We start from the raw sequence: 21171 nt of genomic DNA, 5'->3' as shown, positions 1-21171 counted from the left end.
CGCCAAAATGCATCCGTTAACCGCGCTGCGCGATTGCGCGGGGTGGAGGGTAAAGGAATAGTAAAGAGAAGGGCTTGGCCCACTCTCCGTCCCACCTTGGTTTGCCTATGCCGCCGTCCGGTTCGTCCACACCGTCTGGATCTGATTCGAAGCGTCAACGCGTTCTCCCGGTTCCCAAGGCCGCGGCGAGCATGAGGGCGTTCGAGCCGGATTCCTCGATCGTGTCCGACATCATCCCCTCGCCGAACTATGGCGAGCGCAGCAAGGCACGGCAGCCCGATATGATCGTGCTGCACTATACCGGCATGCCCGATGTCGAGGGCGCGCTGGCGCGGCTGTGCACGGCCGGGACCGAAGTCTCGGCGCATTACGTCGTGCTGGAGGACGGCCGCATCGTGCAATGCGTGCCCGAAACCAGGCGCGCCTGGCACGCCGGCGTCTCGTCCTGGGCCGGCGAGGACGACATCAACTCCTGCTCGATCGGCATCGAGATCATCAATCGCGGCCACGACTGGGGCTATCCGGAATATCCGCTGCGCCAGATCGCCGCCGTGATCGCGCTGTGCCGCGGCATCATGCTTCGCCGCAAGGTGCCGGCCCACCGGGTACTCGGCCATTCCGACGTTGCACCCGCGCGCAAGAAGGACCCCGGCGAAAAATTTCCGTGGCACTCGCTGGCCAATTCCGGCGTCGGTCATTGGGTGACGCCGGCTCCGGTCGTGCGCGGCGAGACTCTGATGCTGGGCACCATCAGCGACGAGGTGCTGAGCCTGCAGCAAGCGCTCGCCAGATACGGCTACGGTGTGCCGCTGACAGGCAAATACGACGCCGCGACCATGGAAGTCGTCACCGCCTTCCAGCGCCACTTCCGCCCGGCGCGGCTGGACGGTGTCGCGGATCATTCGACGCTGTCGACATTGCAGGCGCTGCTGGCGAGCCTGCCGGCAGAGGGGACGACCGTCGCGTCGAAGTGACGGCGCTAGTTATTCATCTCCCTCACCCGCCGCGCATAGAGCCGCCGCAACGGCTCGAGCTGCGTCGCCTCCGTCGCTGCCCGATACGCCTCGCATGCTTCATCCTTGCGCCCCATTCGCCGCAACAGATCCGCGCGCACTGCGGGCAACAGCTCATAGCCGCGGAGCCCGCCTCGGGCGCTGATCGCATCGACGAGATCGAGCGCACGTGCCGGCCCGTCGACCATCGACACGGCGGCAGCGTGGTTGAGCTCGATCACCGGAGAGGGAGAGATGCGCAGCAACACCTCGTAGAGCCCGGCGATCTGCCGCCAGTCGGTCTGCTCGAAGCTCGGCGCGCGGGCATGCAGCGCGGCGATCGCGGCCTGCACAGCATAAGGCTGCGGCCGTCCGGGCACGCGCAGCGCATCCTCGACCAGGCCCAAGCCCTCCTCGATCTGCCCGCGATCCCACAGCATGCGGTCCTGCTCCTCGAGCAGCACGATATCGCCGGCCGCGGTCTCGCGTCCGGCGCGGCGCGCATCGTGCAGCAGCATCAGGCCCAGCAGGCCCCTGATGCCGCCGCGATCCGGCATCAGCCGATCAAGCAAGCGGCCGAGCCGGATGGCTTCGGCCGCAAGATCAGGCCGCATCAGATCCGCGCCAGCGGTCGCGACATAGCCCTCGGTGAAGACGAGATAGATCACGGCGAGCACGCCATCGAGCCGCGGCGCCAGCGCGTCGCGCTCGGGCACCTCGTAAGGGATACCGGCGAGCCTGATCTTCTGCTTGGCGCGGACCAGCCGCTGCGCCATCGCCTCCTCGCCCACGAGAAAGGCGCGCGCGACCTGCGTTGTCGACAGCCCGCAGACGGTGCGCAGCGTCAACGCGACCTGAACTTCTGGCGCGAAGGCCGGATGGCAACAGGTGAAGATCAGCCGCAGCATGTCGTCGTCGAGCGTTGTCGCCGGCTCGTCGACCGTTTGCGCGTTGAGCTCGATCTCGTGCAGGAGCGCCTGCTGCTTGCCGCGGAAGACAGCCTGGCGCCTGACACGATCGATCGCCTTGTGCCTGGCGACGTTGACCAGCCAGGCGCGCGGATTGTCGGGGACCTCGCACGCCGCCCAGCGTTCCAGCGCGACGGCAAAAGCATCCTGAAGCGCGTCCTCGGCGAGATCGAAATCGCCGACGAGGCGGATCAACGTGGCCAGCGCCCGCCCCGCCTCGTCGCGGAAGATTTTGTCGATCTCGCCTGGGGTCATGCGGCGACGCGCGGCCCGGCCGTCACTTGTCGTAGACCCAGATCGGCCGCACCTCGATCGAACCGACGCGCGCGCTCGGAATCCGCGCCGCGATCTCGATCGCGGCGTCGAGATCCTTGGCCTCGATCAGATAGTAGCCGCCGAGCTGCTCGCGGGTCTCCGCAAACGGTCCATCGGTCGTCAGCATCTTGCCGTCGCGCACACGCACCGTGGTCGCGGTCGTGGTCGGTCGCAGCCGATCGCCGGCCTTGAAATTGCCGTTCCGGATGATGGATTGCGTGAAGGCTTCATACTCCGCCGACATCTTCTGGCTGGTTCCGGTGTCAATCTTCGCGTACTCGGCCTCGTTCTGGTAGATCATCAGCAGATATTGCATCGCTTCACTCCTGTTGTTCGGCTGTGTCGCCGACATCCAGTCGAACGGGGCACGCAGCAAACGACATCTTCAGGATAAATTATTTCGGGCGGATCGTGGGCCGCGATATCGGCTTGACGAAACCGTCACAAATGCCCCATGCGTTGTCAGTCAGTCGGCCGGACGGCCGCTCCGGCAGGTGCCGAAAGGCCGCCGGGGAGGAAAGTCCGGGCTCCCTTGACATACGGTGCCGGATAACGTCCGGCGGGGGCGACCCCAGGGAAAGTGCCACAGAGAACGAACCGCCCGCCTTCGCCCCTACGGGGCTTTGGCGCGGCAAGCCCTCGGGCCTGCCGCGTCGTAGCAGCGAACGCTGCGTAGACGGGTAAGGGTGAAAAGGTGCGGTAAGAGCGCACCGCGGGTCCGGCAACGGAGCCGGCATGGCAAACCCCACCGGGAGCAAAACCGAATAGGGACGGCGTAGCGGGCTGTTCGCGCAAGCGATAACGCCGCGGGGCGATGTCAGGCCCGCCGTCCGGGTAGGTTGCTCGAGGCCATGTGCAAACATGGTCCCAGAGGAATGGCCGTCACGTATGGTTCGCGCAAGCGGACGATGCCTTACAGAACCCGGCTTACAGGCCGGCTGATATTCTAAAGCGTTTTCGAGCGAAGTGGGTTTCCGGTTCGCGTGAAGAAAACGCGTCTTGCTAAGGAAGCAACGAGGGGTTCGATGCTGACCGCATCGAACCCCTCACCATTTTCAGGAACGCCTTAACGTCGCCGCGCCTCAGGCCGCGCGCGTGTCCGCTTTTACCAGCACCGGCGCGAGCGCATCGGCTTCACGCCGCTGCTTGCTCACTTCAAATCCGTGCATGCCGATCTGCCATTGCAGCCCGACGATGGCGCCCTTGGTCGGCTGCAGCAACGCGAGCGAGGCGAACAGCGTCACCGGCAACCACACCGCAAGTTGCAGCCAGACCGCCGGCGCATACGCGGTCTCGACCGCCAGGATCGCCGGCACCACGAGATGGCCGACCAGGACGATCACGAGATAGGCGGGAAAATCATCGGCGCGCTGGTGGAACAGCTCCTCGCCGCAATGATCACAGCTGTTTGCGACCTTTAGGAAACGGCCGAACAGATGTCCTTCGCCGCAGTTCGGGCACTTGCCGCGAAAGCCGCGCCACATCGCCTTCGCCAGAGAGACTGAACCTGCCGCCATGACCCCACCTCTTCCTTTTCGACGATCCATACAATAATATCTTGCATCCATACATTCAAAGGTAACGGGCCCAAATTGCATGGATTGGACCCCGACAATCTCGGAGCTATCAGGGCCGCGCTACCAGCGCATCGTCGAGGCCATGGAGGCCGACATCGCCGCCGGCCGGCTCGTGCGTGGCCAACAACTGCCGACGCAGCGCGCGCTTGCAAAGGCGCTCGACGTCGACCTCACCACGGTGACGCGCGCCTACACCGAGGCGCGGCGTCGCGGAATCATGGAGGCGCGGGTCGGACAGGGCTCGTTCGTGTCGGAGACCAGCGCGCGCCGCGCGGTCGATCTGCCGCATCCCGTCGCGATCGATCTTTCGATGAACGTGCCGCCGCATCCGCTGGAGGCGCAGCTCGACGAGCGCATCATCGCCGGGATGGAAGCGATCCGCGCGCAATCGGGCCTGACGGCGTATCTCAACTATCAGCCGCCTGGCGGCAGCGCGCATGAGCGCGAGGTCGCCGCGCGCTGGATGCGCGCACGGGTGCCGCACGCGCATGCCGACAGGCTCGTAGTCTTTCCGGGCACGCAGACGATCCTGTTCAACCTGCTCGCCCATCTGGCGCGGCCCGGCGACATCGTGCTGACGGAGGCGCTGACATTCCCCGGCATCAAGGCCGCAGCAGCGCGGCTCGGCATCAAGCTCGTCGGCATCGCCATGGATGACGGCGGCATCCTGCCCGATGCGCTGGCAAAGGCCTGCCGCGTGCACAAGCCGAAGGCCGTCTATCTCATCCCGACCCTGCACAATCCGACCACCGCGACGCTTGTCCCCGAGCGGCGCGGCGCGATCGCAAAGATCATCCGCGATACCGGCACGATCCTGATCGAGGACGACGCCTACGGCCTGCTCGACCGCTCGGCATCGCCGATCGCCAATCTCATTCCGGAGCGGACCTATCTTGCGACCACGCTGTCGAAATGCATCGCGCCGGCGCTCCGCGTTGCCTATCTGGTGACGCCCGACGGCGAGGCGCAGCGGGAGATGCGGACGTATTTGCAGGCGACCGTGCAGATGCCGGCGCCGCTGATGGTCGCGCTGGTGACGCATTGGATCGAAAGCGGCATTGCCGATCGCATCATCACCGCCATCCGCAGCGAGGCGGTCGGCCGTCAACAGCTCGCGCAGCGCACACTGAAAGGCTTCCAATTCCTGGCCAAGCCGGCGGCGCATCATCTGTGGCTGCGGCTGCCTGAGGACCGGCCCGATGTCGCGGCGCATCTGTTGCGAAACGGACTTGCGGTCGTCGCCGGCGATGCCTTCACGGTCGATGGGACACCGCCGCATGCGGCGCGCGTCTCGCTGGGCGCGGCACGGAACAGGTCTGAACTAACGGAAGCGCTGCGCATCCTGGTCGGCGCGCTGCAGAAGCCCGCCGACACCAGACAGATCGTCTAGATCATCGACGATGACGGCGATGGCCGGAGCGGACGACCGGTGCCCCAGGCGACGGATAGGCCTGCAAAGCATATGCATCGCTGGGCGCGCCCCGCTGACCGAGAGCCGCCCGCGCCGCAGGCGTGAGCTGGCCGCCATTCAGCACGTCGCGGTCGGGATGAGCGGCCTGATAGGCCGCAGGCTCTGAAAGCTGCGCCTGGGCCATTGTCGGCATCAAGGCGGCCGCCAACAGCGCGGCTGCAGCGGCGATTTCAGTGCGGGTCATGGTCATTCTCCATCGTCGCTTTCGGGGGCCGTCCGATCCGAGCGCAGATAGCGGCGGCCTCGATTTGAAGTACGACCGTCATGTAGGCGTGTCTTTCGCGAACGCCCGGCGCCGCAGATCACGCTTGCGTGCAGGGCGGATTGACTTGCACGGCAGCAAGCATGCTATGCGGGCGACGGCGATCAACAGTTCGGGATCGCCCGGCGACGAGGACATTCTGTTGGAAACGCTCACCTACGCGCTGCTGTTGCTCGGCGCATTGGCCGGCGGCTTCGTCTCGGGCCTGGCCGGGTTCGGCACGGCACTGATGGCGCTCGGCATCTGGCTCTACGTGCTGCCGCCCTCGCTCGCGGTGCCCCTGGTGCTGATCTGCTCGGTGATCGCGCAAACCTCGACGCTGCCCTCGATGTGGAAGAGCTTCGATCTCTCGCTGGTCTGGCCGTTCCTGATCGGCGGTCTGATCGGCGTGCCGCTCGGCACCATGCTGATCGCCTCCGCCGATCCAAAAGTGTTCAAGCTGAGCGTCGGCATTTTGATTCTGGTCTTCTCGAGCGCGCTCTATCTGAACAAAAGGCCGCTCGCGATCAAATTCGGCGGCCGCCTCGCCGACAGCGCGATCGGCTTTGCCGGTGGTATTCTTGGCGGCCTCGCCGGCTTGTCCGGACCACTGCCGATCCTGTGGGCCAACATCCGCGGCTGGAACAAGCATGAGCGGCGCGGCATCTTCCAGCTCTTCAATTTCACGGTGCTCGCGACAGCACTGGTGCTGCAGACCGCATCGGGCCTCGTCGAGCTCAAGGTGATCTGGCTGGCGCTGGTCGCGTTTCCCGGCACTTTGATCGGCGCCTGGGCCGGCGCGCGCGTTTATCACGCCCTCAACGACAAGCATTTTGGCGACGTCGTGCTCGGCCTGCTGTTCCTGTCGGGCCTGACCCTCGTCTGGAACAGTCTCGGCGCACTCTAATTCTGCGTCTTCCTGCCAAGCGCCATGCCGCCGGCGACACCGACGCCGAGGACGTAGATCCAGCCCGGCGTGAAGTCGAACAAATGCGTGTTGAGCAGCGAGGTCAGCATGTTCTGCACCACGACCAGTAGGCCGATCCAGCAGGCCAGCCCCGCGCCGCGAAACAGCGAGAGATGCGCAAACCAGAGCGCGTAGAGGATCAGGACACCGACGACACCCCACTGCACGGCTACGCTGAGGGTCTGATTGTGCGGGTTGCTGACGACCTCGCCGCGCAGCGGATCGATCTTCGCATCGGCGGCCACGCTTGCGAACAGGCCGCGGATCGAGCCGGTGCCATGGCCGACCAGCGGCGCATCGGCGATGAAGCGAAGGGACTTCCTCCAGTATTCCAGACGTGAACCCATGCCACTGACCTGACGATCCTGCACGCTCGTCTCATAATCGGCCTGAAACTTCGCAACCGTCATGCGCAGATGCGGCGACACGCCAAAGAGCAGCACGGCCAGCAGTCCCATCGCGCCCGCGGCAAGCAGCGCCGCACGCAGGCGCAGATACAGCAGCGCGAACAGCACCACCAGGATCGGCAGCGTCACCAGCGCCGTGCGCGAGACCACGACGAAGAACATGTTGGCGAGAAATCCGATCGCGAGCACCGCGAACAGCGCCGCGGCGGCGGCGCGGCGTTGTCGCAGCAGCGACACGATCGGATAGACCAGCGCGAGCGCACAGAGCGCGAATTCCTGGCTCTGGTCGATATAGTTGCGCACTGCGATCCCGCTTTCGACCCTGAAAGGCCCACGCGACAGATAGAGCTTCAGCGAGAGTGCGGGGTCGAAGGCGACGGCGAAGGAATAGAGCATCAAGGCCGCGCAGGACGCCAGAAAGGCGGAAAACACCCAATGGCCGTAGGGCCAGCGCTCGAACTGGTAGATCAGGAGCGGAATGACCAGCAGCTTCGCCGACGGCCCGATCGCGTGGATTCGCTCCGACCATGGCGCATCCGACCAGAGCGTTCCGACGACGGCGAGCGCGACCAGCGCGATCGGCAGCAGGCAGATCGGGCGAAGCAGCGAACGTGGAAACGCGCGAAGATCGACGAATGCGAACGCGATCAGCCAGGGTATGAGCGCGAAGATCAGCCCGGTCGTGGTCCACGGCAGCAGCAGCGCGATCAGCGCAACGAAGCGGGCTGGCGTGCGATAGCGCGCCGCCCAGATCGCGGAGAGCCATGACGCCGCCCGCGGCTCGTTCGTCACTCCGGTCATTGGCCCTTCTGCAGCCCACCATCCTCAACCGCCCGGCAAGTTAGCCGGAGCAGCCGGGATGGAACAAGCCACCGTTACGCAGGCTCGCGGGCGAGAGGCACAATGGGTTCGGCGCTCTCCTGCTCTGGGGCCTTCTCCTTCGGCGCCGGAGTCAGGCGCTTCCTGAACTCGCGGCGCAGCAACCACAGGCTCAAGCCCGCCTGCAACATTGTCGCCGCGACCGACAAATACCAGACGTACTCCATGCGAAAGCCCGGCCGCGTCGACAGCCAGATCGCCGGCAGCGAGTAGGTGAAGACGCGCGTCGCCGAGCTCAAGAGCACCGGCCTGGTGTTGCCAAGGGCCTGGAACATGCTCGAGCAGGTGAAGATCAGCCCCTGTGCGACCATGTTGAGGGAGATGATCCGCAGGAACAGGTAAGCGATGTCCATGGTCTCGCGGTCGTTCGAGAATCCGGCGAGCAGCAGCTCCGGCTTCACCTGCGCAAGGATCATGAAGCCGGTCATCACGATCGTGACGATCAAGGCGGCCTTGACGAAAGTTTCCCGCACGCGCGCAGCGTTGGCTGCGCCGACATTCTGGCCGGCGATCGGCCCGGCCGCCAGCCCGACCGCAAGCGCCGGCATGTTGATCAGGCCGAGCACGCGCTGCCCGATGCCGAAGCCGGCCTGCGCCGCCGCGCCGAAATCGCGCAGCACGTAATAGACCACCGCCATGAAGATGAACATCATCGCGAACTCGCCGCCGGCCGGCAGGCCAACATTGAGGATGCGCTTCAAATGGTGCGGCTGCGGGCGCCACTGCGCCGGATTGAAAGCGACATAGCGCTCGACCTTGCGGAAATAGGCCAGCAGCACCAGCACGCCGATGGCGACCGCGATCGAGCTCGCCAGCCCCGCGCCAGCGACCCCGAGCGGATGGCCGGTGCCCCAGCCCGTGATCAGGACCGGCGCCAGCGCGATATTGATGGCCACAGCAAACGCCTGCACCAGCATGGTGGGACGCACGATACCGGTCGCGCGCAACGCAGCCCCCATGACTTGGGTCGCGAACTGCAGCGCGAGCGCCGGCATGAACCACAGCAGATAAGTGGTCCCGGCCTCAATCGTGGCCTGGTCCGCTGCGATCGAACGCATGTAGGCGCGCGACAGCGCGGCACCTGCGAGCAGGGTCGACAGTCCGAACAGCACCGACAGCACGATCGCCTGGTTGAAGATCAGGTTCGCATCCGGCCGGTCCTTGCGTCCCACGGCATGCGCGATCAGTGCCCCCGCGCCGACACCGAGCACCTGCATCAGCCCGTTGACGAGAAAGCCAGCATTGCCGGCCGCGGCGACGCCCGCCACGGCGGCATCGCCCAGGCCCGACACGAAGTACAGATCGACCAGTTGGCAGATCATGATCGAGATCATGCCGGCCATGATCGGAGGTGCCATGGCCAGGATGTGTCTTACGATGGAGCCGTTCGTCAGATCTTTCATCTCATTCCATCCTTGACGCATTCCTTGACGAATTCCTTGGCGGCGTGACAGAGGGACGTTCGCCCCGCTGCCGCCCCCTCACTCCGCCGCTGCGACGCGCCCGAGCTCCACCACCTGGCGCTCGAACAGGCCGCGATAGATGCCTGCAGGCTTGCTCGCGAGCACGGCGTGGGTGCCCTGCTCGACGACCTCGCCGCGGTCGAACACCAGGATGCGATCGAGGCTGCGCACCGTCGACAGCCGGTGCGCGATCACGATCGAGGTGCGGCCCTTCATCAGCCGCTCCATCGCCTCCTGGATCAGCGCCTCCGATTCCGAATCGAGGCTCGAGGTCGCCTCGTCCAGGATCAGCACCGGCGCGTCCGCCAGGAACGCGCGCGCCAACGCCACGCGCTGCCGCTCGCCGCCCGACAGTTTCACGCCACGCTCGCCGACCAGCGTGCCGTAGCCCTTGGGCAGGCGCAGGATGAAGTCGTGCGCGTTCGCAAGCCGCGCCGCCTGCTCGATCGCCTCGAGGCTGGCGCCGGGCCGGCCATAGGCGATGTTCTCGGCGAGCGAGCGGTGAAACAGGATCGGATCCTGCTGCACGATCGCGATCTGGCTGCGCAGCGATTGCTGCGTCGCCATGGCGATGTCCTGCCCGTCGATCAGCACATGGCCGCCGGTGACGTCGTAGAGCCGCTGCACCAGCTTGACGAAGGTCGTCTTGCCGGAGCCGGAGCGTCCGACGAGGCCGACACGTTCACCGGCCCGGATCGTCACCGACAGCCCGTCATAGAGCGGCGCGCGATGGCCGCCATAGTGGAACGTCACGTCGTCGAACACGATCTCGCCGCCCTCGATCGCGATCGGCCGCGCATCGGTTGCATCGGCGATGCCGATGGGCTCGGCATGGATCGCCACCAGCTCGTCCATGTCGTTGACCGAGCGCTGGAGGTTGTTGATGTGCATGCCGACGTCACGCAAATAGGCGTGGATGATGTAGTAGCTGGTCAGCACATAGGTCACGTCGCCAGGCGAGGCGCGTCCCGACATCCACAACAGCACCGCGCCGCCGATCACGGACGTGCGGAGGCAGAGCAGCAGCGACAGCTGCGCCATGGACGTGTAGTTGTAGCGCAGCCAGGTCCGCCGCACCCGCACGCGCCATCGGTTGATGACGCGGGCGAGCCGCGTATCCTCGCGCGCTTCCGCGCCGAACGACTTCACCACCGCGTTGCAGGTCAGGGCATCCGCAAGCGTGCCGCCGACCTTGGTGTCCCAGGCATTGGAGACTCGGGCGGCCGGAGCGATGTAGCGCGTCGAGAACACGACGGTGATGGTGACGTAGAAGAACGCGCCGACCGCGATCACCACGCCGAGCGAGGCCCAGTGCATCCCGATCAGGACCATCGAGCCGATCAACACCAGCAGCGAGGGCGCCAACGCCATCAGGATAGTGTCGTTGAGCAGGTCGAGCGCCCACATGCCGCGCGTGATCTTGCGCACGGTGGAGCCCGCGAAGGAGTTTGCGTGCCAGTCGGTGGAGAGACGCTGCACACGGATGAAGGCCTCCTGTGCGACGTCCGACATGGTCTTGAGCGTGAACGGCACGATCGCCTGCAGGCCGGCCAGCCGCAGCGCCACGGAGGCTGCGCCCAGCGCCACGATGGCGCCGAAGGCAACCAGGGCGGCATGCCGCGCATCGGGATCGGACGGGCCACGCGTCAGCGCATCTACCAGCCGGCCCGAGAAGACCGGCATGAACAGGTCGGCAATGGTCGCACCCAGCAGGCCGCCGGCCACGATGAGCCCCCGTCCCGGCTGCTTCAGCCAGTGCCGGAATACGAAGGGCAGCACCAGGCGTATCGCCGCGGGCTTTTTTGACAGAGCGGTCATGACATCATCCGGCCGCTTTTGGCGCGGGCCGGCTCCATCGATGGACGCAGGCCGGCCGCAAGGGCCGAGACGGCGTCACTTAAGGTTGGCTTTGGCTTGGGAAAGAAAGCGATCGGGACGCTTGGTCGAAAACTTGGCCCAATCGAAACTGGCGGAGGAGGCCTCTAACAGGCCGCGTACATACCGAACCAGAACATCATCGAGCGCGGGCGTACGATCTGCGAATGCGACGAAATCATGCAAATCTCTCCCCGGTTCGAGTGAATGAGGTGCGCTTTATAGATGTGTCGTTCGCGACTTGCAACGGGGCTCGCGCGAGATCACGGATGAGTGTTGCAATTTGGTGCGGGCGGCCTTGGTGCGCTCCACAGCCGCCCCGCCCTCCGCCGTGATGCTCCGCGAAAGCGGGGCATCCAGTACGCCGCGGCGGATGTGGTGAGAGCGAGTTCACCAACGCCGGCCTCTGGAAAACTGGATCGTCCGGTCAAGCCGGACGATGACACCGCGTGTGTGGCAAGATCAATGCGCGTCGCCGCCGCCGCCGGTCAGTGGGGCCGGCTTGCTCAGCAGTGTCACCAGCAGGCTGAGGCCGAGATAGAACAGCGTCAGCACGAAGAAGGCATCGCCGAAGCTCATTACGACGGCCTGGCGGTGCACGAGCTGGGAGAGCTGCTTCATCGCCATCAGCGTGGAATCGCCGAGGCCCTGGAACTTCTGCATGAACATGGTCAGAGTTTCAGTCGCCGACGCATTGCCCCAGGTCACGCGCTCCTGCAGGCGGGTGATGTGCAAATCGGTGCGGTCGTTGAGCACGGTGTTGATGACCGCTAGTCCGACCGCGCCGCCGAGATTGCGCATCAGGTTGAACAGGCCCGAGGCGTTCTTCACCCTATCAGGCGCCAGCGTGCCGAGCGCGATGTTGTTGGTGGGCACCATCGCGAACATCATGCCGATGCCGCGCAGGATCTGCGGCACCAGCAGCTCGTAGAAATCGTAGTCGCGCGTGATCCAGGTCATCTGGTAGGAGCCGATCGCGAACACGACGAGGCCGAATGCGATCATGTAGCGCATGTCGAGCTTCACCATGAGGCGGCCGACCAGCGGCGCGACCAGGAACATCGTGATCCCGGAGACGAACATGGTCTCGCCGATCATCAGCGCGCTGTAGCCGCGCACTTCGGCGAGATAGCGCGGATAGATGTAGGTCAGGCCGTAGAGGCCGATGCCGATGCAGAACTGCAGGACGCAGCCGATCGCGAAATTGCGGTTGGAGAAGGTGCGCAGGTTGACGATCGGCTCGGCCGCCGTGAAGACGCGCCAGAAGAAGGCGATCGCCGAGATCGCGCAGATCCAGGCGCAGATTGCGACCGAGGTATCCTGCATCCATTCATATTGCGGCCCCTCCTCCAGCACATATTCCAGCGTGCCGAGGAAGCCGGCCATGAACAAGAGACCCCACCAGTCGAAGCGGTCGAGCAGCTCGAAATGCGGCTCGTCGAAATCGACCAGCGCCAGCACGCCCAGGGTGATGCCGATGCCGGGTACGACGTTGATGAAGAACAGCCAGTTCCACGACATCAGGTCGGTGATGTAACCGCCGACCGTCGGCCCGATGGTTGGGGCCAGCGTCGCGACCAGCCCGATGATGGGACCGACGATGTGAAATTTCGTGCGCGGGAACACGGTGTAGGCCGAGGCGAACACCGTCGGGATCATTCCGGCGCCGAGGAAACCCTGCAGCGCGCGCCAGAGGATCATCTCCTCGATGGTGGTGGCGAAGCCGCAGAGCAGGCTCGAGGCGGTGAATCCGGCCGCCGAGATCGCGAACAACAACCGCGTGCCGAAGGCGCGCGACAGGAATCCGGACAGCGGGATCGCAATGACCTCGGCGATCAGATAGGCGGTCTGAACCCAGGAGACCTCGCTGGAGCTCGCTGACAGGCCGGCCTGGATTTCGCTCAGGGAGGCCGAGACGATCTGGATGTCCAGGATCGACATGAACATCCCGAACACCATGATGATGAACGCGAACAGCCGCTTCGGCGCGATGCGCTCCGAAGCGGGATCGGCCATCATGGCAGGCGAAGCGGTGGTGGCGTTGGCCATGGTCTGACCTCGCAGCGCTCAGGCTGTGGCTACTGCGGGTGGATCGCGGTGGGATCGTCGAGGTCGACCTCGCTGTCGGCGTCGGCCGCGCCCTTGTTGGTGTCGACGGTCGCATAGACCGACATGCCGGCGCGAAGCAGGTTCTGCTTCGCCACCGACTTCGGCACGCGGATACGGACCGGCACGCGCTGCACGATCTTGGTGAAATTGCCGGTGGCGTTGTCGGGCGGCAGCAGCGTGAACACCGAGCCCGCACCCGCCGCAATGCTGTCGACGACACCGGAGAACTTGCGCATGCCGTAGGCATCGACCTTGATCGTCACCGACTGGCCGGGACGGATGCGCTTGAGCTGCGTTTCCTTGAAATTGGCGTCGATATAGACGGCGTCCAGCGGCACGATGTTGCCGAGGCGCTGACCGACCGCGACGAAGTCGCCGGTGTTGACGAGGCGATTGGAGAACGTGCCGTCGACCGGCGCGCGCACCGCGGTAAAGGCGAGGTCGCGCTCGGCCTTGGCGAGCGTGGTCTTGAGCTCGGCGAGCTGGGCCTGCGCTTCGGCCTGCTGCGCCTTGGCGACATCGACATTACTGATTGCAACGTCGTAGGCGGCCTGCGCGGCCTTGACCGCAGCGGCGCCCTGGTCGCGTCCGGCTTCCGAGCTCTCGAAGGTGGCGCGCGAGGCAAACCCCTTGTTGCTCAGGGCCTGCTGGCGCTCATAGTCGAGATCGGCGCGCTTGAGGCCGGCCTCGGCCGAGACGAGCTGTGCCTTGGCCTGCGCCACCTGGCTGTCGAGCGCGGCGACCTGGCGGCCGATGCGATCGATGGTGGCCTGCTGGGTCGCGATCCTGGTCGCGGCGGCATCGACCGCGATCTTGTAGTCACCCTCGTCGATGCGGAAGACAATGTCGCCCGCTTTCACGGTCGTGTTGTCGCCGGCAAGGATCGAGGCGATGTGGCCGGAGACGCGCGCGCCCAGCATGGTGTTGTTGGCGCGGACATAGGCGTCATCGGTGGAAATGTAGAAGCGGCCAACCAGCGTGTAGTAGCCGGCATAGCTCGCGGCCGCGAGCGCCAGCAGGAGGCCGACGCCCATCAGGACGAACTTGCGCTTGCCGGATTTGGGAGCGCCGGCAGCGGGTGCCTCCGGCGCAGATGCGGCCGGCTTGTCGGTCGCGGGCTTCTCCGGCGCCTCGGCAGTGCGGCGCTTGGCTTCCTCGGCCAATTGAGCGCGCAATTGCTCGGCAAGGGGGGCAGCGTTCTCGATCGCGGCATCACCGTCCGCGTGCTCCTCTACCGGATCCTGGCGAAGGACGCGCGCGGCCTGGTCTCTCGATACGGCCATAAAGGCCTCCCCAAAAAAGCGCGATCAAAGGGGCACCCGGCGTGCGGCCTGTTCCCTCTCGCTAATCCAAATATCATTGACCGAACGGTTCGGTCAATATACATAATAATCCCGGCCGCACCCTACTGACGAGAATCCTTTATTCGGGTTTCATGGCCGCCGACCCGACTCAAAAACCTGCCGAGACCCTGAACCAATGGTTGTAGCCGGCCGCGATCATCTGCACGTCATCCAGGAGGAGGACGGCTCCAAACGTCGCCAGATCCTGGATGGCGCCCGCAAAGTGTTCATGGATCTCGGCTTCGACGGCGCCAGCATGGGCGAGATCGCGCGCGCCGCGCAGGTCTCCAAGGGCACGCTCTACGTCTACTTCGCCGACAAAAGCGCGCTGTTCGAAGCCATCCTCGAGCAGGAGGCGCTCCAGTTCGGCCAGGTCGTGTTCAATTTCGATCCCACGCGCGATGCCGAGACCACACTGAAGGAGTTCGGCCGGGCCTACATCCACTTGCTCTGCCGGCCCGGCGGCGGATCGGCGATCCGCACCGTGATGGCGATCGCCGAGCGCATGCCCGATGTCGGCCGCCGCTATTATGCGCGAGTGCTGGACAAGACCATCAACCGCCTCTCCGATTATCTCAAGATCCATGTCGCCTCCGGCGATCTCAGGATCGACGATTGCGACCTCGCAGCGTCGCAGTTCATGGAGCTGTGCAAGGCCTCGCTGTTCCTGCCCTTCGTGTTCCAGGCCGCGCCCGCGCCGTCGGAAGAGCGCATGACCGAGGTGGTCGACAGCGCGACGCGGATGTTCCTGGCCGCGTATAAGGCGAAGTAGCGGCGCGTTGCGCGGACCAGTCAGGCGGCCCTATATTTGCGGCCATGTCCCGTGATCTTCGCCCGCCCGTCGATATCCTGCATTACGAGATCGTCCAGGAACAGGCCTCCGCGCTTGGACGAATGGGCCGCTCACTCGAACAGGCGCTGACGCGCTTGCGCGAGTTCGACGCCGCGCACCCGTCCTCGGAAGCGCCGGCCTCGCTGCAGCCGGCCAGGCGCAAGCTGGTGGCGGAAGCCGGCCAGGCGCTCTGGATGTTCGTGGTGCAGCGTGAGGCGTCCGGTCTGCGCGACAGCCGCCATATCATGCGAACCTACAACGTGCCGGGCGAGGTGCAGCTCTGCATGGGGCTGGTCCCCGCACCGGCGAAGCCGAAGTAGATCGTAGCCTCCGTGAGCGCAGCTACAAGAGCAACTGCTCCGTCTAATCGTCGGCGTAGTCGTCTTCCTCGCGCTTGTGCCCCGTGCTCTTGCGCGCACCAAGCGAGCCGGTCACGGAAGGCTCGCGCGCATTCGCGTACGGCCTGCGCGACTGCGCACGCGAGGCGACCTCTTCACCGGAGACGGCGGCGGGCTGACAGATCAGGCGGCGGCTGGCACGGCGCATCAGATCGACGTGGATGTGATCGTAGTGATAGACGTTCGACCCCGGCGCGAGCACCGTGGTGAAATGCGCGCAGGCACCCGACTGCACGTCGCGCAAAAATCCCTGCTCCTCCGGCATGCCGCGCCAGCCATCCTTCACGGTAACGCGGCGGCCGTCGGCGAGCACGAAGGCGGAAATGTCGAGCGCGTTGCCGAAGGCGTGTTCGGAGATGTGAGAATGCGGATTGCCGTTCATGCCGCGGCAGGAATAGGCGGAGATCTGCTTGATCTCGGCGACGCGGACGCCGAACCAGCGCATCGCGGAGGGCTGCACGGTGTCGGCGAGCCAGCGGTCGAGCTCGGACACGATCGGACAGGCGAGCGTCGCGGTCGGCTTGATCGCGACCGGACCGACGGCCGTGACGGGATTGCCCTGCGCCGGGCCAAGGCGCGGCGGCGGCTGCTGCGCAGGCGCCTGGGAGTAAGGTGCAGGCCGCGCCGGATAGCTCGGCGCATTCATGTAGCGTGCCGCTCCCGCGGCGTCGGTGCCATCGGGCGGCAGGTCGATCTCGTCCTCCTGCGCGGCGACGCCGGGCGCGTTTAGCGACACCGGCCCGCTCGAGCTGCCATAGCCGGAGGGTTGGCGCACCGCGCTTTCGGGATAGTTCGATCGTTGCGGATAGGACGATGCCGGATAATTCTGGCTCTGGGGGTAATTCGACCGCGGCTGCGTCACCGGCCAGCGCGGCTGGCCGCCGATGCTGCCCGGCGGGCGCAGCTCCTCGTCGGCAAAGCCGTAACTGCTCGAGGCTTCGCCGATGGCGGCGACCTTGAGCGGAAACTCGGCGCCGCACATGCCGGGCCCGGAGATCGGGTCGATGCGGACGAGATCCGGCCCCTCTTTCACCGCGCCCGATTTCAGGCATGCGGCTTCGGCCTCGGCCCGCCACGGTTCGCGTTCGGCCTGGAAGAAGCCGCGTCCGCAACCCGCTAGCGAAACAAGGACGATGGAGCCGACGAGATACAAACGAACTCCGCGCGTCATGCACGCACGTTCGGTGAATTTACTTAAAGACTCTTCAACACGTTGATTTCAGAGTTCTTTAACCATACGGGCTTGCCGCGCGCCCGGAGCCGGCAGGACCGAGCGACAGCAAGCCTGACTTTTTCGCGAGGAGACTCTCTGTTAACCATAATGCCCGCGCGCAAAGCGGCGCGCACGGAGGGAGCGACCTCATGACGTTCGCCGGGAGACTGAGCATAGTCACCGCGTACCTCGCCATGGCGTTCGTTGGCGCCATCGTGCTCGGCATGATCTAGCATCGATCAACCACATCGCGGCCGCTTACCCTCCCCTGGAGGGGGAGGGTCGGCTCACATGAAGCGCAGCGGAATGTGAGACGGGGTGGGGTGACAGTCTCTCCTCATCGAACAGTGCCCGAGTGGAGAGATCACCCCACCCCGCTCGCGCTTTGCGCGATCGACCCTCCCCCTCCAGGGGAGGGTAAGAGAAACGCTACGACCGCGCACTCCATTGCCGCGATGTCGTGATCAGTTGCTCTCGCGGCGCCTCGATCCGCGTCCAGTCATTGCCGGAGCACCAGAAACGGCCGAGCGCACAGGCTTCGACATGGAGCCTGCCGGAGCTCTTCAGCGTCATGGTCGCGTAATAGGTGTTGCCGCTGGAGCGGCTGTAGATGTTGCCGGTCCAGACGTCGTGCGACTTCGGCTTCATGTTGACGAGCACGCTCTCGCCGCGGCTCGACGCCTCCGTCAGCGCGTAACCGCACAATGCAGGACCACAGCGCTCGATGCGGACCGTGCCCTTGGCGCCGGGGCTCTCCCATTCGCCGAGCGGCATATAGGCCGGCTCGTCGTCGCTGGGCTGTGCGATCGTTGCGGTCTGCTTGATCTCGGGACTCGGGAAGGGCGGCGGCTCCATGCGCGGCGGCAGGTCGACCCGCGGTGGATTGAGGTTCGACGCCGCGAGTGTCGGCGTCTCGAGCCCGGTCGGCGGCACGACAACGGGCTGCGACGTCATGGCGGCGACAACAGGGCCGGTCGGCGCTGGCGATGCCGCGACGACGCTCGCTTGCGCCGGTTTGACCGGCGCCGGGGGATAGGCCGGCTGCAGCGCCGCGACCGCAGGCGGCGCGGCTGACGTCGTGTTGACGTCCTCTGTCGGTCGAAGGCTGCGGCTGGACACCGAAACACAAGAAGCAGACCGGCAATTGCGCGGCGACTCAACGCGGAAGCGGTGACCGCCGATCGAGAAAGAATAGGAGCCGGCCACGGCCGCGGGCGTGATCGCCATCAGTGCGATCAAGGTGCCAAGCGAAGTCGCAAGCCGTTTCATCCACACCTCCTTGAGTGTCGCCACGAGCTTACGCAGAGGCCTTGCCGCTGAATGTGCGCTGCCTCACCCAGACGGCGCGCATCGTTGTGACCCCCATCACAGAACGCCCGGCCGGTCCGGCGTAGGGTCGAACCACGCTTCATCCACCAGCGACTTCAGTCCATCGGGATCACGCCATTTTCGGAGGTTGTCATGAACAAGCTCACCGTCGCCGCCGCCGCGCTCTTTCTGGCGTCGACCGCCGCCCATGCCGGCGGCAACACGATCTCGTTCCAGATCGAGGGCCAGCACATCCGCATCGAGACGCCGCGCAACTGCGCCTCGCTCAACTGCGTGACCATCGTTGCGCCGGGCCTGTCGGACAAGCCGATCAAGCTGAACAACATCAACCTGAAGGGCCTCGGCGGCTCCAAGGACGATGACGTCGACACCACGCCGGCTCCCGCCACCACCGCGCAGCCCGCCCCGGCGCCGCAGCCCGTGCAACAGGCGCCCGTGCAAGCGATCGCGCCGGCCGCCCCCGTTGTTGCTCCCGCGGCCCCTGCGACGACCGTCGCCGCCGCGCCGTCCATCGATGCGACGACGCAGCCCGCGCCCGTTGCGGCTCCTGCTCCGGTCGCCGCTGCGCCGGCTCCTGCTTATGTGCCTGCTCCGGCTCCGGCGGCCGCCGCGCCCGTGCAAGCCGCCAACACGCCGATCGGCGTTTGGGCAACCGAAGAGAACAAGGGCAATGTCCGCGTCGAGCAGTGCGGCGCCAATCTCTGCGGCTATGCCGTGAAGACCAATGCGCGCATCCTGATCAACATGAAGCCAGAGGGCTCGAAGTGGAGCGGCCGCATCCACGATCCCGACTCCGGCCGCAATTACGACTCGACCATCGCGATGAAGGGCCCGAATGCGATGCGCGTGCAGGGCTGTGCCTTCGGCGGCATGTTCTGCGGCGGCCAGACCTGGAAGCGCGTGAGCTGACATTATCCTCGTCATCCCGGGCGATGCGAAGCATCGACCCGGGATCTCGCGCGACAGCCTCACTCTATCCCCTCACCCTGAGGAGCCTGCATAGCAGGCGTCTCGAAGGGCGAGGCCCGGATCGACAGCGGGCCTGCATGGTTCTCGCGGCGACGCGCAGCGTCGTCCGCCACGCGCGCAAAGGGGCGCGCTCCTCCACCATAAGGAGAGAGAGCGCCGTTTGAATGTTCGGCCCTCCTCCTGCCACACACGTTCATCCGCCATTCAGGTCCTCCCGGCTGATATCAACCGATCTCGCCTCGCGTTCTCACCGGGACTTCCTCGTGACATCAATGCTGGCTTGGCGCCGCTTCGTGTTCGCGCTCGCCCTGCTGGCCCTGCCGCTGGCCGGCGCGAGCGTTGCGATCGCATCCGATGCGATCGAAGTCGCCCAGGCCCAGCCACAAGCGCAGCCGGCGCCAGCGCCCTCCCCGGCGCCGTCGGCTTCACCGACACCGGCCGCGGACGCACAACCCGGCGCCGTTGAGCCGATCGGCAACGTCGCGACGGTGACAGGCATCGCGACCGTGATCCGTGACAAGAATTCCTATCCGCTGCGCGTGCGCGACGACATCTATCTCAACGACGTCGTGCAGACCTCGTCGAACTCCACGGTTGGCATCACTTTCGACGACGCCACCACGTTCAATCTTTCAGCCAGCTCGAAGATCACCATCGACAATTACGTCTATGAGGACGGCGGCAAGCAGAACTCCGCGATCTTCGACATCGGCAGGGGCACGGTCGCCTTCGTCGCGGCTGCGGTGGCGAAGACCGGCAACATGAAGATCACGACGCCGACCGCGACGCTCGGCATCCGCGGCACCACCGGCGTCGTCGACGTGCCCGAGGGCGCGGCAGCGAGCAACGCGCGCAACGTCAACATCAAGCTCTATCCCGACGCCGACGGCCGCGTCGGCCACATCGACGTCGACGACCGCAGCAGCGGCACGCGGCTCGGCGCACTGACGCAAGGCGCGAGCGGCTTTGCGATCCGGCCCGGCGCGGGCATTGCCGGCGCGATGCGCTTTGCCGCGGTGCCGATCACGATTCCCGCGCAGCAGATCGCGCGCGACCGCGGCTTCGTCGGCCAGGTGCACCTGGCGCAAACCACGGGCCGCCAGATCGTTACCGAGCAACGCGACTTCCGCCGCGCCAATCCGACCGCGCTCAGCCGCATTCCGCGGCCGGCCCAGCCGCCGCAGCAACAACAATTGCGGCCGATGACCGCGCCGGGACAGCAGCCGCAGCGGCCGAACGGCCACCCCGGTCAGAACAACCGTCCGGGTGAGCAGCAGCCGGGCACACCAAGCCGGCAAGGCGCCCAGCCACCGCAACGGCAGGGACAAGGTGGCGCGGTGCAGCCGGGTGGCCAGCGTGCGGGCCAGGGGCAGCAACCGCGAGGCCAGCAGCAAGGCCAGCCGCAGCGCGGCGAGCAGCAAGGCGCCGGACGTCCACGTGCACCGCGCGAAGGACAGGGCGCAAAGCCAAACGGCACGCCGCAAACACAGCCGCAGCGTGGTGGGCAAATTCAGCCCGGAGGAGTCATGCCGTCACAGCCGGGCGGGACTCATCCGCAGCCGCAACTGCCGCGCACCGGGATGCAGCCGGGCCAGCCGCCCGCAGCTCAACAGCCGGGCATGCAGCGCCCCGGCGGCTTCCAGCAGCGCCTCCCTGCCGCGCAACGCCCCGCCGCACCGCGCAGACCGGTGCCGAAGGAGAAGGAGCGGCGGTAAAGTTCGGCGTGCATGAGCGCGCTCGGTGCGCACCCTCGCCCCGCGCTCTTGTCCGCCGTAGCCCGCCTTCGGGCGAAGGCGGATGCGGGGAGAGGGTCAGGGTGAGGG

At 66.0% G+C, this 21171-nt stretch carries 18 protein-coding genes and 1 other RNA gene; 8 read left to right on the top strand and 11 right to left on the bottom strand.

Annotated elements, in window-relative coordinates:
• Positions 1–191 precede the first annotated feature (191 nt).
• Positions 192–974 (top strand): N-acetylmuramoyl-L-alanine amidase, encoded by a 783-nt coding sequence (locus A3AS_RS0116420; RefSeq protein ID WP_026202053.1) that lies wholly within the window; start codon positions 192–194, stop codon positions 972–974.
• A gap of 5 nt (positions 975–979) precedes the next feature.
• Here A3AS_RS0116420 and A3AS_RS0116415 read toward each other — a convergent pair whose 3' ends face one another.
• Both A3AS_RS0116415 and A3AS_RS0116410 read right to left on the bottom strand, forming a co-directional pair.
• Positions 980–2215: an RNA polymerase sigma factor gene (locus tag A3AS_RS0116415; protein ID WP_018318666.1), complete on the bottom strand. Its 1236-nt coding sequence runs from the start codon at positions 2213–2215 to the stop codon at positions 980–982.
• Positions 2216–2237: 22 nt separating this feature from the next.
• Positions 2238–2591 (bottom strand): YciI family protein, encoded by a 354-nt coding sequence (locus A3AS_RS0116410; RefSeq protein ID WP_026202052.1) that lies wholly within the window; start codon positions 2589–2591, stop codon positions 2238–2240.
• A gap of 150 nt (positions 2592–2741) precedes the next feature.
• On the opposite strand from A3AS_RS0116410, the gene rnpB reads away from it, so the two are divergent.
• An RNA gene (rnpB, locus tag A3AS_RS43490) (RNase P RNA component class A) lies at positions 2742–3221 on the top strand.
• Between the two features lie 136 nt (positions 3222–3357).
• Here the strand turns inward: rnpB and A3AS_RS0116405 are convergent.
• On the bottom strand, positions 3358–3822 hold the full coding sequence (locus A3AS_RS0116405) for a DUF983 domain-containing protein (RefSeq protein WP_084674833.1): 465 nt from the start codon (positions 3820–3822) through the stop codon (positions 3358–3360).
• 49 nt (positions 3823–3871) lie between these two features.
• Between A3AS_RS0116405 and A3AS_RS0116400 the strand changes: the two genes are divergently transcribed.
• The gene (locus tag A3AS_RS0116400; RefSeq protein WP_018318663.1) at positions 3872–5242 is read left to right on the top strand and encodes a PLP-dependent aminotransferase family protein; all 1371 of its coding nucleotides are present in this window, start codon (positions 3872–3874) and stop codon (positions 5240–5242) included.
• A gap of 1 nt (position 5243) precedes the next feature.
• On the opposite strand, the gene A3AS_RS0116395 is transcribed toward A3AS_RS0116400, so the two are convergent.
• Positions 5244–5507 carry a hypothetical protein gene (locus A3AS_RS0116395; RefSeq protein ID WP_049814900.1) on the bottom strand — a complete coding sequence of 88 codons (264 nt, stop codon included), beginning with the start codon at positions 5505–5507 and terminating at the stop codon, positions 5244–5246.
• 220 nt (positions 5508–5727) lie between these two features.
• On the opposite strand from A3AS_RS0116395, the gene A3AS_RS0116390 reads away from it, so the two are divergent.
• On the top strand, positions 5728–6471 hold the full coding sequence (locus A3AS_RS0116390) for a sulfite exporter TauE/SafE family protein (RefSeq protein ID WP_026202050.1): 744 nt from the start codon (positions 5728–5730) through the stop codon (positions 6469–6471).
• Here A3AS_RS0116390 and A3AS_RS0116385 read toward each other — a convergent pair.
• From A3AS_RS0116385 to A3AS_RS0116365, 5 genes are all read right to left on the bottom strand, one after another.
• Complete coding sequence (locus A3AS_RS0116385) at positions 6468–7739, bottom strand: O-antigen ligase (protein WP_018318660.1); 1272 nt, start codon at positions 7737–7739, stop codon at positions 6468–6470. The genes A3AS_RS0116390 and A3AS_RS0116385 overlap by 4 nt on opposite strands.
• 74 nt (positions 7740–7813) lie before the next feature.
• Entirely contained in the window at positions 7814–9220 is a 1407-nt protein-coding gene (locus tag A3AS_RS0116380; RefSeq protein ID WP_018318659.1) for an MATE family efflux transporter, read from the bottom strand.
• A gap of 78 nt (positions 9221–9298) precedes the next feature.
• Complete coding sequence (locus A3AS_RS0116375) at positions 9299–11098, bottom strand: ABC transporter ATP-binding protein (protein WP_018318658.1); 1800 nt, start codon at positions 11096–11098, stop codon at positions 9299–9301.
• A gap of 519 nt (positions 11099–11617) precedes the next feature.
• Positions 11618–13204 carry a DHA2 family efflux MFS transporter permease subunit gene (locus tag A3AS_RS0116370; protein ID WP_018318657.1) on the bottom strand — a complete coding sequence of 529 codons (1587 nt, stop codon included), beginning with the start codon at positions 13202–13204 and terminating at the stop codon, positions 11618–11620.
• A gap of 29 nt (positions 13205–13233) precedes the next feature.
• Positions 13234–14547: an HlyD family secretion protein gene (locus tag A3AS_RS0116365; protein WP_018318656.1), complete on the bottom strand. Its 1314-nt coding sequence runs from the start codon at positions 14545–14547 to the stop codon at positions 13234–13236.
• 196 nt (positions 14548–14743) lie between these two features.
• Between A3AS_RS0116365 and A3AS_RS0116360 the strand changes: the two genes are divergently transcribed.
• Positions 14744–15379: a TetR/AcrR family transcriptional regulator gene (locus A3AS_RS0116360; protein ID WP_018318655.1), complete on the top strand. Its 636-nt coding sequence runs from the start codon at positions 14744–14746 to the stop codon at positions 15377–15379.
• A 44-nt stretch (positions 15380–15423) separates the two neighbouring features.
• Complete coding sequence (locus tag A3AS_RS0116355) at positions 15424–15759, top strand: DUF6665 family protein (protein WP_018318654.1); 336 nt, start codon at positions 15424–15426, stop codon at positions 15757–15759.
• A gap of 43 nt (positions 15760–15802) precedes the next feature.
• On the opposite strand, the gene A3AS_RS0116350 is transcribed toward A3AS_RS0116355, so the two are convergent.
• Together A3AS_RS0116350 and A3AS_RS0116340 are read right to left on the bottom strand one after the other, a co-directional pair.
• On the bottom strand, positions 15803–17008 hold the full coding sequence (locus A3AS_RS0116350; RefSeq protein ID WP_018318653.1) for an extensin family protein: 1206 nt from the start codon (positions 17006–17008) through the stop codon (positions 15803–15805).
• A gap of 471 nt (positions 17009–17479) precedes the next feature.
• Positions 17480–18319 (bottom strand): DUF2147 domain-containing protein, encoded by an 840-nt coding sequence (locus tag A3AS_RS0116340; protein WP_026202049.1) that lies wholly within the window; start codon positions 18317–18319, stop codon positions 17480–17482.
• A gap of 192 nt (positions 18320–18511) precedes the next feature.
• On the opposite strand from A3AS_RS0116340, the gene A3AS_RS0116335 reads away from it, so the two are divergent.
• Both A3AS_RS0116335 and A3AS_RS0116330 read left to right on the top strand, forming a co-directional pair.
• Positions 18512–19288: a DUF2147 domain-containing protein gene (locus tag A3AS_RS0116335; RefSeq protein ID WP_018318650.1), complete on the top strand. Its 777-nt coding sequence runs from the start codon at positions 18512–18514 to the stop codon at positions 19286–19288.
• A gap of 332 nt (positions 19289–19620) precedes the next feature.
• The gene (locus tag A3AS_RS0116330) at positions 19621–21063 is read left to right on the top strand and encodes a FecR domain-containing protein (RefSeq protein ID WP_018318649.1); all 1443 of its coding nucleotides are present in this window, start codon (positions 19621–19623) and stop codon (positions 21061–21063) included.
• Positions 21064–21171: the final 108 nt, after the last annotated feature.

The organism is Bradyrhizobium sp. WSM2793 (genome assembly GCF_000379585.1).
In the GTDB taxonomy this organism is placed as follows: Bacteria; Pseudomonadota; Alphaproteobacteria; order Rhizobiales; family Xanthobacteraceae; genus Bradyrhizobium.
This window is presented reverse-complemented; position numbering and strand designations above follow the sequence as displayed.

Bases quoted from the DNA above. Each gene is read 5' to 3' on its own strand.
- A3AS_RS0116420 (WP_026202053.1), top strand. From the start codon at position 192: ATGAGGGCGTTCGAGCCGGATTCCTCGATCGTGTCCGACATCATCCCC.
- A3AS_RS0116415 (WP_018318666.1), bottom strand. From the start codon at position 2,215: ATGACCCCAGGCGAGATCGACAAAATCTTCCGCGACGAGGCGGGGCGG.
- A3AS_RS0116410 (WP_026202052.1), bottom strand. From the start codon at position 2,591: ATGCAATATCTGCTGATGATCTACCAGAACGAGGCCGAGTACGCGAAG.
- A3AS_RS0116405 (WP_084674833.1), bottom strand. From the start codon at position 3,822: ATGGATCGTCGAAAAGGAAGAGGTGGGGTCATGGCGGCAGGTTCAGTC.
- A3AS_RS0116400 (WP_018318663.1), top strand. From the start codon at position 3,872: ATGGATTGGACCCCGACAATCTCGGAGCTATCAGGGCCGCGCTACCAG.
- A3AS_RS0116395 (WP_049814900.1), bottom strand. From the start codon at position 5,507: ATGACCCGCACTGAAATCGCCGCTGCAGCCGCGCTGTTGGCGGCCGCC.
- A3AS_RS0116385 (WP_018318660.1), bottom strand. From the start codon at position 7,739: ATGACCGGAGTGACGAACGAGCCGCGGGCGGCGTCATGGCTCTCCGCG.
- A3AS_RS0116380 (WP_018318659.1), bottom strand. From the start codon at position 9,220: ATGAAAGATCTGACGAACGGCTCCATCGTAAGACACATCCTGGCCATG.
- A3AS_RS0116375 (WP_018318658.1), bottom strand. From the start codon at position 11,098: ATGACCGCTCTGTCAAAAAAGCCCGCGGCGATACGCCTGGTGCTGCCC.
- A3AS_RS0116370 (WP_018318657.1), bottom strand. From the start codon at position 13,204: ATGGCCAACGCCACCACCGCTTCGCCTGCCATGATGGCCGATCCCGCT.
- A3AS_RS0116365 (WP_018318656.1), bottom strand. From the start codon at position 14,547: ATGGCCGTATCGAGAGACCAGGCCGCGCGCGTCCTTCGCCAGGATCCG.
- A3AS_RS0116360 (WP_018318655.1), top strand. From the start codon at position 14,744: ATGGTTGTAGCCGGCCGCGATCATCTGCACGTCATCCAGGAGGAGGAC.
- A3AS_RS0116355 (WP_018318654.1), top strand. From the start codon at position 15,424: ATGTCCCGTGATCTTCGCCCGCCCGTCGATATCCTGCATTACGAGATC.
- A3AS_RS0116350 (WP_018318653.1), bottom strand. From the start codon at position 17,008: ATGACGCGCGGAGTTCGTTTGTATCTCGTCGGCTCCATCGTCCTTGTT.
- A3AS_RS0116340 (WP_026202049.1), bottom strand. From the start codon at position 18,319: ATGAAACGGCTTGCGACTTCGCTTGGCACCTTGATCGCACTGATGGCG.
- A3AS_RS0116335 (WP_018318650.1), top strand. From the start codon at position 18,512: ATGAACAAGCTCACCGTCGCCGCCGCCGCGCTCTTTCTGGCGTCGACC.
- A3AS_RS0116330 (WP_018318649.1), top strand. From the start codon at position 19,621: ATGCTGGCTTGGCGCCGCTTCGTGTTCGCGCTCGCCCTGCTGGCCCTG.